Origin of the sequence: Altererythrobacter sp. BO-6, from assembly GCF_011047315.1 — a bacterium.
Classification (GTDB): Bacteria; Pseudomonadota; Alphaproteobacteria; order Sphingomonadales; family Sphingomonadaceae; genus Erythrobacter.
In genome coordinates this window covers 16842-30840 of the sequence record NZ_CP049259.1, presented here as the reverse complement: position 1 = coordinate 30840, position 13999 = coordinate 16842, and the positions used below count along the sequence as shown (strand labels likewise).

11 protein-coding genes and 1 pseudogene are annotated in these 13999 nt (G+C 63.6%); 4 read left to right on the top strand and 8 right to left on the bottom strand.

Annotated features, from left to right (window positions below):
* Positions 1-2 precede the first annotated feature (2 nt).
* The 3 genes and pseudogenes from G6N82_RS00125 to ligA form a co-directional block, all read right to left on the bottom strand.
* Positions 3-818: a cytochrome c gene (locus G6N82_RS00125; protein WP_206520240.1), complete on the bottom strand. Its 816-nt coding sequence runs from the start codon at positions 816-818 to the stop codon at positions 3-5.
* Positions 819-820: 2 nt separating this feature from the next.
* Positions 821-2050, bottom strand: coding sequence for a fumarylacetoacetate hydrolase family protein (locus G6N82_RS00120; RefSeq protein ID WP_165192588.1), 1230 nt, complete (start codon positions 2048-2050; stop codon positions 821-823).
* A gap of 23 nt (positions 2051-2073) precedes the next feature.
* A pseudogene (ligA, locus tag G6N82_RS00115) lies at positions 2074-4237 on the bottom strand (NAD-dependent DNA ligase LigA).
* A gap of 77 nt (positions 4238-4314) precedes the next feature.
* Here ligA and G6N82_RS00110 point away from each other — a divergent pair.
* Positions 4315-4800, top strand: coding sequence for a DUF2165 domain-containing protein (locus G6N82_RS00110; RefSeq protein ID WP_165192586.1), 486 nt, complete (start codon positions 4315-4317; stop codon positions 4798-4800).
* On the opposite strand, the gene recN is transcribed toward G6N82_RS00110, so the two are convergent.
* From recN to G6N82_RS00095, 3 genes are all read right to left on the bottom strand, one after another.
* Entirely contained in the window at positions 4797-6461 is a 1665-nt protein-coding gene (recN, locus tag G6N82_RS00105; RefSeq protein ID WP_165192584.1) for a DNA repair protein RecN, read from the bottom strand. The two genes, G6N82_RS00110 and recN, sit on opposite strands and share 4 nt — an antisense overlap.
* Positions 6462-6540: 79 nt before the next feature.
* On the bottom strand, positions 6541-7746 hold the full coding sequence (gene nhaA / locus G6N82_RS00100; RefSeq protein WP_165192582.1) for a Na+/H+ antiporter NhaA: 1206 nt from the start codon (positions 7744-7746) through the stop codon (positions 6541-6543).
* Positions 7747-8001: 255 nt separating this feature from the next.
* Entirely contained in the window at positions 8002-8808 is an 807-nt protein-coding gene (locus G6N82_RS00095; RefSeq protein WP_165192580.1) for an outer membrane protein assembly factor BamD, read from the bottom strand.
* Positions 8809-8898: 90 nt separating this feature from the next.
* Here G6N82_RS00095 and G6N82_RS00090 point away from each other — a divergent pair, with 90 nt between their 5' ends.
* The 3 genes from G6N82_RS00090 (at position 8899) to nadS (ending at position 10560) form a co-directional block, all read left to right on the top strand.
* Positions 8899-9813, top strand: a complete 915-nt coding sequence (locus G6N82_RS00090; RefSeq protein ID WP_165192578.1) for a hypothetical protein — start codon at positions 8899-8901, stop codon at positions 9811-9813.
* A 70-nt stretch (positions 9814-9883) separates the two neighbouring features.
* Entirely contained in the window at positions 9884-10225 is a 342-nt protein-coding gene (locus G6N82_RS00085; RefSeq protein ID WP_165192576.1) for a type II toxin-antitoxin system RelE/ParE family toxin, read from the top strand.
* Positions 10222-10560, top strand: coding sequence for a NadS family protein (nadS, locus tag G6N82_RS00080; protein WP_165192574.1), 339 nt, complete (start codon positions 10222-10224; stop codon positions 10558-10560). Before G6N82_RS00085 ends, nadS begins: the two co-directional genes overlap by 4 nt.
* Before the next feature lie 141 nt (positions 10561-10701).
* Here the strand turns inward: nadS and G6N82_RS00075 are convergent, their stop codons facing one another.
* Positions 10702-11601 (bottom strand): hypothetical protein, encoded by a 900-nt coding sequence (locus G6N82_RS00075; RefSeq protein ID WP_165192572.1) that lies wholly within the window; start codon positions 11599-11601, stop codon positions 10702-10704.
* Positions 11602-12162: 561 nt separating this feature from the next.
* Complete coding sequence (lepA, locus tag G6N82_RS00070) at positions 12163-13980, bottom strand: translation elongation factor 4 (RefSeq protein WP_165192570.1); 1818 nt, start codon at positions 13978-13980, stop codon at positions 12163-12165.
* Positions 13981-13999 lie beyond the last annotated feature (19 nt).

Here is a 13999-nt window from a genome sequence, read left to right as displayed (position 1 = left end):
AATTACGGATCGCGCCGTGCCACTTCGACCAGATAAGCCCTTATCGCTTCCACTTCGTTATCGGTGAGATGGGCGAAGCGATTGCGCGCGACCTCGCTCATCAGCCCGACCTCGCGATCCCCTGCCGCCTTGCCGCTCCGCATCAGCTTGGCGAAATCGGCCGGGTCATAGGACGCAACGATGCGCAGGTCCGCCCTGCGCGGTTCGTCAGGCGACGGCGGGTCTTCGCCGCGAAGCGACAACGTGTGGCATTCGGCGCAGGTCGCCCGCACGATATGCCGCGCCATCGCATGCTGCGGGCCCATGTCGGGCGGCCAGACATCGCGGTCGCGCGCGGTTTCCTGCGCCGCATCGATGTAATCACCTGCTGCGATCTGCTCGGCGAGCTTGGGGCCAATGGTGGGCTGCGGATGGACCTCACCCGTCACCGGCATGCTGCGCAGATAGGCGAGCACCGCGCGCAGATCGTCCTCATGCACCTGCGTGAACAGGTGCGAGGGCATTTCCATGAGCGCGCGGTCGGGCCGCTTGCCGGTGCTGATCATCGCCAGCATTTCGTCGTCGGAATGCTGCGCGGCGCTTTGCGTGAGGTTGGCGGTCCACAGCACGCCCAGCTCAGGGTCCGACCAGTCCTTGCCGGTGAAATCCTTCCCATGGCAGCCGTTGCAGCCGAGCAGGCTGGCGACGCGTTTGCCGTGCTCGACGGTGTCTTCGGACAGCCGGTTGAAATGGAGCTTTTCCGCTGGCGTGGCGGCTTGCGGCTGCGGAGAACAGGCACCCAAGGCAAATGCCAAAACCAATGCAGCAAGCCATCGCATGGCTACAGCCCCCCCGTTGAGCTGGCCTGATCGCCGGCCTCGGTCACCACCATCACCTCGATACTGCCAAGTACGCTAGAATCGTGGCGTATGACGTCCCCCGGCTGGAGAAAATGCGCCGATTCAAGTTCATTGGCAATAAACCGCTGCTTGATGGTTTCGACCAAGCCCGCGCCTGAAAGCGGGCCGCCAGATAGGGCATAGATCACCATGCCTTCGATGATGTCGGCCCGCGTCGGCGGTGCGAAGATCACGCCCTCAGAAGTGCCTGACATCAGGGTTGCTTCGCGCGAAATCCTGCGATCGTCGGACAACTTCACGAAAGCCCCATCATAGAGGAAACGCGGTTCCTCCATATCGCCGAGCGCCTTTTCCGCCAGACCACGGAAATCGAGTGTCATTTCACGCGCCCGCGCATCCTGGCGCGGATCGCCATTGACGCTGGTGGTCATCCGCAAGTCGCCCACCATCTGCTGCCAGTCGCGCGGGACCATGATAAAGGGCCCGGTTGGAAAGGAACCCTCGCCGCTCTTGGCATCGGAGAAGCCATAGCCGGAATCGAGATTGTCCGGATCGGCGAGCTCGACCAGCGCATTGCGATTGGTAAAGTCTCCACACAGGAAGATGCCCTTCACCGCAGCATCGAAATCCTGCAAGGTTGCGATGTCGCGATCAAAGCGCATGCACAGCTCAACCTCGTAATCGAGCAAAACGCCAGGCCGCGCGCGGATACTTGTGCGTGCGGGCGTTGCCGACGCGAACTTCGGGAACACGAAAACCGATCCGCTGTTGGCTTCCTCGGCATGTTCGGGGAAATTGGTCCCCACCCCGATATGTCGATAGCCGCCGGGTGCGGAGGGCAGCAGATCCGATATTCCCAGCGTGACAAGCGGCTTGCTGGCCAGAGCCTGCGCGGTGATCGCAGCACGATCGACGCTGGCCAGATCGCGCAGCGGATCGCCGGTCCGGTCGGCACCCAGTGCTGTCAGATCAACGCCGAACACTCGCTCGCCGTCGCTATCTACCACGATGAGCGTCGCCGCAGTGCCATCGACGCTGCGATAGCTCGCCAGCGTAATCGCCTCGGCGAGCGGCGCGATGCGACTGTTGAGCGGTGTGTCCTCGAAGCTGGCCGGATTGCCACGCGGATCGGGCGATGTGACCCAGGCGAGCGCCAGCCCTGCGGCCATGACAAGCAGGACTGCTGCGATCACCTTGGCAATTCGTCTCATTGCGCCTCCCCCCTTCAGCGCGGTTACCCCGCCTGCGCGACAATCTCCGCCCAGCCCGCCTCGTCGATCACTTCGATGCCGAGTTCGGCCGCCTTCTTGAGCTTCGATCCCGCGCCGGGGCCGGCCACGACCAGGTCCGTCTTGGCGGAAACCGACCCCGCCGCCTTCGCGCCGAGCCGTTCGGCCTGCGCCTTGGCCTCGTCGCGGCTCATCGTCTCAAGCTTTCCGGTGAACACCACGGTCTTGCCCGCCACGGGGCTGTCGAGCACCTCGACGATATAGGGCGGCGGGCTGAGTTCGTGCAGCAGGTCTTCCCACACCGCGACATTGTGCGGTTCGTGGAAGAAATCGCCCAAAGCTTCGATCACTGCCCCGCCCACGCCATCGATCGAAGTGATCTCGGCTAGTGCCTGTTCTTGGAGGTCCCCGTTCGTGTCGAGCGTAGTCGAGACACGTTCGCGCATTTGCATCTCGACTTCGCTCGATGCGAACGGAAGGCGCGACGAATTGGCGAGCATGGCATAGGCTTGGAGCTTCGGAAGCGTCTGAAAGCTCTTCATCAGGTCGCGCGCGGTCACTTCGCCGACATGGCGGATCCCCAGCCCGAACAGCAGCCGCGCGGGCATCGGGCGCGCGCTTGCTTTCCACAGATGCCAACAGGTTATCCACAGACTTGTCCTGCCACCCGTCGAGTGCCAGAATCTCCGCGCGTTTGTCCTTCAGGCGGAAGATATCGGCCGGGCTTTCGAGCCAGCCAAGCGCAAAGAACTGGTCGATCGTCTTCTCGCCCAGCCCCTCGATATCGAGCGCCTTGCGGCTGACGAAATGCTTCAAGCGTTCGGTCCGCTGCGCCGGGCAGATCAGCCCGCCGGTGCAGCGCACATCCACTTCTTTCAGGCCATTTGGGCCTTCCTCCGCCACCGCCTCGCTGCCGCATTCGGGGCAGTGATCGGGAAAAACAAAGGGTGCGCGCTCGGCATCGGGGGTGAGGTTCTTCACCACCTGCGGGATCACGTCGCCCGCGCGCTGCACCAGCACGCGGTCGCCCGGGCGCACGCCCAGCCGCGCGATCTCGTCGCGGTTATGGAGCGTCACATTGGTGACGGTGACTCCGCCCACCAGCACCGGCGCCAGCCGCCCGACCGGGGTCAGCTTGCCGGTGCGGCCGACCTGGATATCGATCGCCTCCAGCGTGGTTTCGGCTTGCTCGGCGGGGAATTTGTGCGCCAGCGCCCAGCGCGGCGCCTTGGCGACAAAGCCCAGCCGCTGCTGCAGGTCGAGCCGGTCGACCTTGTAGACCACGCCGTCGATCTCATACGGCAGATCGGGCCGCCGCCGCCCGATCTCGGCGTAATGCGCCAGCATCTCGTCGACGCTGTCAGTCAGCTTGAGGAAGGGCGAGACGGGAAAGCCCCAACTCTCGATCCGCCGCATCATTTCATACTGCGTCGCGCCCGGCAGGTCGCTCGCCGCGCCCCAGCCATAGGCCCAGAACCGCAAGGGGCGCTGCGCCGTGACACTCGCATCCTTTTGCCGTAGCGACCCCGCCGCCGCATTACGCGGGTTGGCGAACAGCTTGCCGCCAGCCGACTCCTGCGCCGCATTGAGCGCGGCAAAGTCCTGTTTCGACATGTAAACTTCGCCGCGCACCTCGAACACATCAGGCACGCCATCACCACTAAGTTGCCGCGGAATATCGGCGATCGAGGCGACATTGGCGGTCACATCCTCGCCCACCTGCCCGTCACCACGGGTGGCCGCGCGTACCAGCTTGCCGCCTTCATAGCGCAGCGAGCAGGATAGCCCGTCGATCTTGTCCTCGGCAGTAATCGCGATCGGAGCCTCCTCCGGGAGCGCCAGGAAGCGCCGCATCCGCGCCACCCATTCGCGCACCTCGTCTGCCGAAAAGGCATTGTCGAGGCTCATCATGCGAACCTCGTGCGTCACCTTCGACAGCGGCGAGGCGGCGATTTCATGGCCGACCTTGCGCGACGGGGAATCTGCGCGGATGAGGTGCGGGAATGCAGCCTCCAGCTCGGCATTTCGGCGCACCAGCGCGTCATACTCAGGATCGCTGATCTCGGGTGCATCCTCGGCGTGGTAGAGCCGGTCGTGATGCGCGATCGCCTTGGCCAGCCGCATCAGTTCATTGGCGGCTTCCGCTTCGGACATTTGCTCGATTCCCATTCTTCAAGCTATGCATGAGGCGCTGCGCGGGGAAAAGAGCCGCGTCATCGGGTCGCGCTTCTGTTTGGGGGAAACCGATGATCGACCGTTATCTGAAAACCGCCTTTGTTGCGGCGCTGGGCGCGATGGCGCTGCTCTATGTGATCCACAACATCGTCAACTTGCAGACCGCCTATGGCGCTGTCGGCTATGTGCTGGGGCTCGAGCACAACGAGATCTTCACGGTGAACGTGCTGCCGGCGATCCCTGCCGGAGTCATACCGGTGATGGCCTGGATCATCTTCGCCTTCGAAATCGCGACCGGTGTGCTGTGCCTCGCCGGGGCGTGGAAGCTGTGGCAGGCGCGCGGCGGCGATGCCGCCACATTCGAAGCGGCCAAGGGAACCGCCAAGCTTGGGGCCGGGCTGGCGGTGATCACCTGGTTCGGGATCTTCGGGGCGCTGGGAGGCGCCGGCTACCAGATGTGGCAGCACGAGATCGGCGCGGGCTCGCTGGGTGATGCGTTCAAGTTCAGCGTGTGGGGGCTGCTGGTGCTGCTCTATCTGGGGCAGCGCGAGCGCTAAACCCCCTCAAGCAGCCGATCCGCCTGCGCGCGCGCTTCGGGCGTGACTTCGGCGCCGGATAGCATCCGCGCGATTTCTTCCTGCCGCCCGGCCGCGTCGAGCAGCATCACGCTGGTCTTGGTCACCGTGCCTTCGGAGCTCTTGGCGATCAGGTAATGCGTGCCGCCGCGGGCTGCGACCTGCGGGCTGTGCGTCACCGCCAGCAATTGCCCGCCGTCAGCGAGCCGCGCCAGCCGTTCGCCGATTGCGCTGGCGACCGCCCCGCCCACGCCGCGATCAATCTCGTCGAAGATCACTGTCGCTGCCCCGCCCTGCTCCGCCAGCGCGACCTTGAGCGCGAGGATGAAGCGCGACAGCTCGCCGCCCGATGCGATCTTGTTCAAGGGCGCGAAATCCGCGCCGGGATTGGTTGCGATCAGGAACTCGACACTGTCGATCCCGGCCGGGCCCCATTTGTCTTCCGGCAGCTTGCCGATCGCGGTGAGGAAGCGCGCGGCATCGAGCTTCAGCGGGGCGAGCTCGGCCGCTACCGCCTGGTCGAGCGCTTTGGCCGCCTTCAGCCGCGCTTCATGCGCCGCCTCCGCCCGCGAGCGATAGGCCGCTCCTGCCTCCTTTGCCGCAAGCTCCAGCGCGTCGAGCGCCGCCTCCCCGCCTTCGATCGCATCGAGTGCACGGCGCATCTCGCGCATTCTTTCAGGCAGGTCGTCAACCTCGCAGCGGTGCTTGCGCGCCAGCGCACGCAATTCGAACAGGCGGGTTTCGGCGGCATCCAGCGCCGCCGGATCGTACTCAAGTGCTTCAGCCGCCGCGTTGAGCCGGTCCTCCGCCTCGCCCGCCTCAACAAGCGCGCGGTCGAGCGCGGCCAGCGCTTCGGCCAGCAGCGCATGCTCGCCCGCAATCCGATCAAGTCGCCGGGCCGCCACGCGCAGCGATGCGAGCGGCGAATCCGAACCTTCCCACAGATGGCGCAATTCCTGAAGGTCGCCGCTGAGCTTCTCGCCCTTCTGCATCGACGCGCGGGTTTCGGCGAGCCGCGCTTCCTCGCCCGCTTGCGGTTCGAGCGCGGTCAGCTCGGCCAGATGCGCCAGCAGCAGGTCCTGGTCAGCCTTGGCCTGCTCGACCTCGGCGCGCGCCGCGGCCAGGCGATCCTCTGCCGCGCGCCAATCGCGCCATGCAGAGGCCAGCCCTTCCACATCGTTTCCGGCATAGCGATCCAGCAAGGCACGGTGGCCGCGCGGGTTCACCAACCCGCGATCGTCATGCTGGCCGTGCAGTTCGACCAGCGCCGGGGCGATCTCGCGCAGCAGCGCCACGCCCACCGGCTGGTCATTGATGAAGGCCTTCGATCCGCCATCGGCTTTCAGCTGGCGGCGGATGATCAGCGGTTCGCCCGGCTCGATCTCGATATCGGCCTCGTCCAGCGTCTCGGCGATTGCGACTGGCAGCGCGGCGAATTCGAAGCTGGCGGTTACGCTCGCCTTGTCTTCCCCGCCGCGCACCAGCGCACTGTCAGCCCGGTCGCCCAGCACAAGGCCCAGCGCATCGAGCAGGATCGACTTGCCCGCGCCGGTCTCACCCGTCAGCACGCCCAGCCCGCGCCCGAAGGCAAGGTCAAGCGCGTCGATCAGGACGATGTTGCGGATCGAAAGCCGGGTCAGCATTGCGCCGGGTATTAGCGCAGCAAAAGGGGCGCGTCACCGCTGTGAGCGCGCCCCCGTGTGGATTTCTTGGCCTGGCCTGTCAGGCTGGCTGCGGGCTTGCTTCGCTTTCAATGTCGGCCACCGGCGGCAAGGCCGAACGCAGCAGGAAAAAGCCCGCGATCGCGGCGATGGTCGAGCCGCTCAGCACGCCCAGCTTGACCGCGTCGACCTGCTCAGGCGAGGCAAAGGCCAGATTGCCGATGAACAGGCTCATGGTGAAGCCGATGGCGGCGAACAGCGACAACCCGTGGATCTGGCGCCAGGTGACATCTTCGGGCAGGCTGGCGAGCCGCGTCTTCACCGCCAGCCAGGCAAAGGCGAAAATCCCCAGCTGCTTGCCGATCAGCAGGCCCAGCGCAATGCCCAGCGGCAACGGGGCAAGCAGGTCCGCCGGGTCAAGCCCAACCAGCGTGACCCCGGCATTGGCAAAGCCGAAGATCGGGATCACCAGGAAGGCGACCCATGGGTGCAACGCATGCTCCATATGCTCCAGCGGGCGGGCCCCGCCGCGCGCCACCATCGGCACTGTCAGCGCCGCCGCCACACCAGCCAGCGTGGCATGCACGCCCGATTTCAGCACGAATGCCCACATCAATATCGCCAGCAGGACATAGGGGATGGCAGAGGCCACACGCATGCGCCCGAGCGCCAGCATGGCCACAAACACCGCCGCCCCCAGCCCCAGGTATCCGGTGTTGATCTCGCCCGTATAAAACAGCGCGATGATGGTGATCGCGCCGATATCGTCGATCACGGCGATCGCCAGCAGCAGCGCCTTCAGCGCTACCGGCACGCGCGGGCCGAGCAGCGCGAGGATGCCCAGCGCAAAGGCGATATCGGTCGCCGCCGGAATCGCCCAGCCTGCGGTGTTTTCCGGCGCCCCGGAGTTGATCGCGAGGAACACCAGTGCCGGGATCGCCATGCCGCCGATCGCCGCGACCAGCGGCAGTGAGGCCTTGTCCCAGCTCGACAATTCGCCGCCCAGCACCTCGCGCTTCACTTCAAGACCGATCAAGAAGAAGAACACCGCCATCAAGCCGTCATTGACCCACAGCAGCAGCGGCTTGTCGATCACGAAACCACCGAACCCGGCGACAATGGGGATATCCAGCCATGCGCGATAGGCGCTGAGCAGCGGGCTGTTGGCGACCGCCAGCGCGGCCAGCGCGGCCAGGATCAGCACGATCCCGCCGGCGCTTTCCTTTTGCAGGAATTCGCGCAACATCGGGGCAATTTTCGCAACCATCGGTGTCCTCGCTCTGTCGAAAATGCGTTCGAACGGATCGGACTGCCGATGGCCTGCGGGCTGGAAAGGGAGGGTGAAAGGGCCCGTCAGTGCAGCATCGGCAATCCGATGCGGTCCGACATCACAGCTTCTTGCTCGAAACTGCCAGAGGGGCCCGGCCCGCAATCGATTAACTCAAAGCGGGCGATCCGGTTTCCGGGAAATCGCAAAAATTTTGCGGTGGCGACAGCGTTGGCGACAGCGCGGCCGCAGGCGTTAGCTGGCGGTTACGCCCTGCGCATGCTTGCCGATCAGGCGATAGGCCTTCTCGTACCACTCCGTGCCGGGATAGTTCGCACCCAGCACCGCGGCATATTTCACCGCTTCCTGCGGCACGCCCAGCGCCAGGCTGGTCTCCGTCAGGCGATAGAGCGCTTCGGGCGCATGGCTGGTGGTCTGGTATTCGTTGATCACGTTCTGGAAGCGCAGCTGTGCCGCCAGCACCTGGCCCGATTTCTGGTAGCCGCGCCCGATCTCCATCTCCTTGCCCGCAAGGTGATCGTTGACGAGGTCCAGCTTCAGCCGCGCATCGGCCGCATATTCGCTCGCCGGGAAGCGCCGGTTCACCTCGATCAGCGCGGCGCGCGCCTGCTTGGTGATGCTCTGGTCGCGCTGGACGTCGCTGATCTGCTCGTAATAGCTCAGCGCCACCAGGTAATAGGCATAGGGCGCATCCTTGTTGCCCGGGTGGATCGACAGGAAGCGCTGCGCGCTCTGGATCGCCTGGTTATAATCCTGCGCGACGTAATAGCTGAACGCGCTCATCAGCTGCGCGCGGCGGGCCCAGGGCGAATAGGGATGCTGCCGCTCCACCTCGTCGAACAGCGCCGCGGCGAGCCGCGTGTTGCCGCGATCGAGCCGGCTCTTGGCCTCGGCATAGAGCGTTTCCACATCGCGCGCGACATAGGCCACGTCTTCATTGCCGCCGCCCCGCCCGCTGGCGCAGGCGCCGGTCAGCAGGGTCGCAGCCGCAAGGCCGGCAAGAAGGACGGGTCTGATGGTCACGCGGGGATTCCTTGTCATGGGAGCAAGCCTATAGCCAGCACCCGGCTGAACGCCAAGTGAAGTTGGCGGAGTTTTCCTACTTAAGGGTTTTGTGATCTATCCTCCTCCATGAACCAGATCACCTTCCTCCCCGCCTTCACCCCCGTCCCGCGCCTGAAAGACCGCAGCAACGGCTGGAAGCCAGAAGTCCAGCGCGCCTTTATCGAGGCGCTGGCCGACACCGGCAGCGTGCGCGCCGCCTGCCGCCGCGTGGGCCGGACCGAGCACGGCGCCTACCAGCTGCGCCGCCACTCCGCGGGCGACAGCTTCCGCGCCGCGTGGGAGGCCGCGCTGGCGCTCGGCATTGCCCGGATCGAGGACATCGCGATGGACCGCGCGATCAACGGCGTGGAAGAGCCGGTCTATTCCTATGGCGCGCTGGTGGGCACGCGCACCCGCTATAATGACCGGCTGCTGATGTTCCTTTTGAGGAACCGCGCGCCCCACCGGTTTGCGGAAGGCGGCGGCGCGAGGGGCCTGAGCGGGCTTGACCACACGCGGCTGGAGCAGGAGCGGCAGCGCTGGCGCAAGGAATGGGAGCTGGAGCAGGCGGCGGCGGGCAAGAATGTGTCGAGCGCCCAGGTGCGCGCGAGCATCGACCGCAAGATCGAGGAAATCCGCGTGCGGGTGGAGCGCGAGCAGCAACGCGAGTGGGAGATGCTGAGCGAGGAAACGCGCGAAGCGTGGCAGCGGTTCGAGGAGTTGAAGGAGAGGGATCTCTCAGCACAGCGGTTGCTGACTGGCACTGACCGGGGAGCGACCAGCGACCCGCAAGGGCGACTGCCCGCCGCGCCTTATGGCGCGCAGCCAAGCGACGCGGAGGCGTCGCGCCCGGCGCCTGAGGGCGAAAACAAACAACCTGCGGAAAACAATGACTCCCGGAACTACACTCTTCCCCCTGACCAGCTGCCCCCCGCCCGGCTGGCGCAAACGCAAGCCGGTCGCGAAGCCGGAAGGGCCGACGATAAGGTCGCTCAAGGATGATGGGTGGGAGTGAGGGCTCCTTATATGAGTCATTGACTTATACGCCAAAGACTCATATGTAATCTACTACATGACCCGCCTGCAAACCGTCGTCGAATTGCCTGAATTCCTGCGGCGCGCCAAGGCGGTGATGAGTGATGAGGAACGGGCCGCGCTGGTGGACTTTGTGGCCGCCAACCCGGAAGGCGGCGTATCGCTCGGCGGAGGCCTGCGCAAAATGCGTTTCGCACGTCCGGGCGCGGGAAAAAGCGGCGGCTATCGCACGGTTTATGTGTTTGGCGGCACACATATGCCGATCTTCCTCGTCTCAGTGTTCGCCAAGAACGAAAAGGACAATCTAAGCAAGGCCGAGCAGGCCGAGCTCATCAAACTCGGCAAGCTGCTGATCGCGCATTACGGAGACCCATCATGAGCGCCCTGAAATCCCCCAAGACGCCCCCCAAGGCGTCCCCCAAAGCATCCAGCGCGTTTGAAAGCATCAAGCAAGGGCTTGAAGAAGCCATCGCCTATGCCGAAGGCAAGACATCCGGCGCGCGCGTGCATCAGGTGGACGTGCCCGAGGTGGACGTGGTGGCGATCCGCGCCAGGACCGGCCTGTCTCAGGCGGAATTCGCGCGCAGCATCGGCGTGGCGAAAGGCACGCTGCTCAATTGGGAGCACGGGCGGCGCCAGCCGACCGGCCCCGCGCAAGTGCTGCTGGCGATGATCGCGAAACGGCCTGGGCTGGTGGGGGAGTTGTTGAATTAGGTATACTGTCCCCGGAATTTCTAGAACTTCCCTGCTGTCCCTGGAATTTCCCTGGAATTTGAAGGCGTCCATATCGCCCTTCACTTCGGGGTGTTCGGCTATAACTGGTCGAGTTTGCCTTGGGCAACGGCATCGCGGAGGCTAATCATAGATTTTCTCTAGATAATATAATGACGGCACGTAGTCACCCTCCGGCCCCCGCACAGTGGTCACGATCACATCCCCACGCACTTGATTGCGGTTAAACAAACGATCCGGCTGTATGTCTGGTGCAAGGTGCAGTGGCTTGCGCTCACTCGAAACTTCTTCGATCGTCGCCGCCCACTTCTTGTTGCGGTCGAGGTCGTGCGCGCGGAAGCGGATCAAAACGTCGCGCAATTCCTCAGTTTCACTTGGTGGTTCATAATCAGCAAGGTCAATGTCCGATGGTATCTGGTCAATGACCTCCTTGGGTAGAATAGTGCTTCCTGATCTTACCTCGCTTGCATGATGCCTCCGGGCGGGCTGAAGAAAATCCATAGAGGCCTTACTAACGCTACGCTCCCGCTTCCCCAAAGCTCGATCAATGGCTCCCTCAATCTGCTGCTCGGTCAAAGATGCCATCCTTGCCGCCTCCGCTAGCAGTCGGTCCTTCTCTTCTTCGATCTTGTCACCCGACTTGTCTGGGAACATTCGCTTATACAGCCAATCAATCCCAAAGATTGCGACCAAGATTACCAGAAGCGAGACAAAGCTATCGTACCCGTCAGGCACGTCGAGGCCAAAGAGTGTGTCTAAGATGTCGGGCATGTCTTGTCCTATCTCACCCGAGTAGACGCCAGCGAAGAACAAAGCCAGATTCGTTCGAAGCGGACTCTCCTGAGCAACCAGCTTTATGTCGACCCCGACACTGCTGATGTCCAAACCGTCGAAACACTCCTCAAGAACCGCTACGGCCTCTCGAAGAAGTTTTTCTTGAGCGAGCAAAGATCGCGCAACTTCGGCGACTGTCGCTCTACCGTCGAATTGATAAACGACTTCGTGACGCAGTCTCGCTTCCATTTTGCATCCCCAAATAGCGGTGGGAGAATTGGTGCGTTTTTCGACATGAGTCAAATCTTACCTATGCCGGGGGATAATTCGGAAAGATTTGGACTCAAAAATTCACGCGGTAGCAGCGGAATATCTGGGGGCATATGGCTCGGATCGAAAAGACTTGCCAGAAGCACGGCGACACCTTCTCTTGGGCTTCGCAGACCTTTCAGAACGACCGAAATCGTCCTTCAAATACCCTGCCACTAAAGCGTAACTGCTTCTGGCTGCGCTCAGGCGAAAGAGTGAAATGCAGCCCTTCGACAAGCTCAGGGTGAGCGGACTTTCTCTGCCCCCACGCCGTTCCGCGATTGCTGGCGCAATCGCTCCATGCACCACGTGACGCCTTAGCGCCTTTGCGCTCCTTCGACAGGCTCAGGACAGGCTTTGCGTGAGATAAATAGCGCGGAGGGTTCAGCGGACTAGCTGGATCCCGGATCAGGTCCGGGATGACGATTTGAGGTTGGAAAGTCCTTCGGGTGCCCCTCCACCATCCTACGGATGGTCCCCCTCCCCCGTTCCGGGGAGGAGCTACTCTTCACCCATACGAAGGGCCGCGATGAAGGCTTCTTGGGGAATTGAAACATTCCCGTACTCCCGCATCCTTGCCTTCCCCTTTTTCTGCTTCTCCAGCAGCTTCTTCTTGCGGGTGATGTCGCCGCCATAGCATTTCGCGGTCACATCCTTGCGCAGCGCGGCGATCGTTTCGCGGGCGATGATCTTGCCGCCGATCGCGGCCTGGATCGGGATCTTGAACAGGTGCCGCGGGATCAGGTCTTTCAACCGCTCGCACATGCCGCGCCCGCGCTCTTCGGCGACCGAGCGGTGGACGATCAGGCTGAGCGCGTCGACCGGCTCGTTGTTGACGAGGATGTTCATCTTCACCAGGTCGCCCTCGCGCATGCCGATCTGCTCGTAATCGAAGCTGGCATAGCCTCTGGAGATGCTCTTCAGCCGGTCATAGAAATCGAACACCACTTCGTTCAGCGGCAGCTCGTAAGTCACCTGCGCGCGCCCGCCGACATAGGTCAGGTCGGTCTGGATGCCGCGCCGGTCCTGGCACAGCTTGAGGATGGAGCCGAGATATTCGTCAGGCGTGTAGATCACCGCCTTGATCCACGGTTCCTCGATGGTCTCGATCCGGTTGGTGTCCGGCCAGTCAGCCGGGTTGTGCAGCATGATCGACTTCGCGTCCTCGTTCTTCGTATGGCCGAGCTGGATGCGGTATTCGACCGAGGGAGCGGTGGTGATGAGGTCAAGATCGTATTCGCGGCTGAGGCGTTCCTGGATGATCTCGAGGTGCAGCAGGCCGAGGAAGCCGCAGCGGAAGCCGAAGCCCAGGGCGGCGCTGCTCTCCATCTCGAAGCTGAAGCTGGCGTCATTGAGCCGCAGCTTGGCGATGCTTTCGCGCAGCTTCTCAAAATCGGCGGCGTCGACCGGGAACAGCCCGCAGAACACCACCGGCTGCACTTCCTTGTAGCCGGCCAGCGGCTCGCTCGCGCCATTCTTGACCGTGGTGATGGTGTCACCCACGCGGGCCTGCTCCACCTCCTTGATCTGCGCGGTGATGAAGCCGATTTCGCCGGGGCCGATTTCGGGCAGGTCGACGCGCTTGGGGGTGAAGGCGCCGACGCGGTCGATCAGGTGCTGGGTGCCGCCCTGCATGAAGCGGACCTGCAGGCCCTTTTTGATCACGCCGTCGATCACGCGGACGAGGATGACCACGCCGAGGTAGGGATCGTACCAGCTGTCGACCAGGCTGGCCTTGAGCGGCGCCTCGCGGTCGCCCTTGGGCGGGGGGATGCGGGCGACGACCGCCTCCAGCACGTCCTCGATGCCGATGCCGGACTTTGCGCTGGTGAGGACGGCGTCGGACGCGTCGAGGCCGATGATGTCCTCGATCTCGGCGCGGACCTTGTCCGGCTCGGCCGCGGGCAGGTCGATCTTGTTGATGACGGGGACGATTTCGTGGTCGTGCTCGATCGACTGGTAGACATTGGCGAGGGTTTGCGCCTCGACCCCCTGCGCGGCGTCAACGACGAGCAGCGCGCCTTCGCAGGCGGCGAGGCTGCGGCTGACCTCATAGGCGAAGTCGACGTGGCCGGGCGTGTCCATGAGGTTGAGCTCATAGGTCTCGCCGTCGCGCGCGGTGTAGTTGAGGCGCACGGTCTGGGCCTTGATGGTAATGCCGCGTTCACGCTCAATGTCCATGTTATCAAGGACTTGCTCGCTCATCTCGCGCTCGGTCAGCCCGCCGGTCGCCTGGATCAGGCGATCCGCCAGCGTGGACTTGCCATGGTCGATATGCGCGATGATGCTGAAATTGCGGATCTTGGAAAGGTCTGTCATCGCGAGCGCCAATAGACGC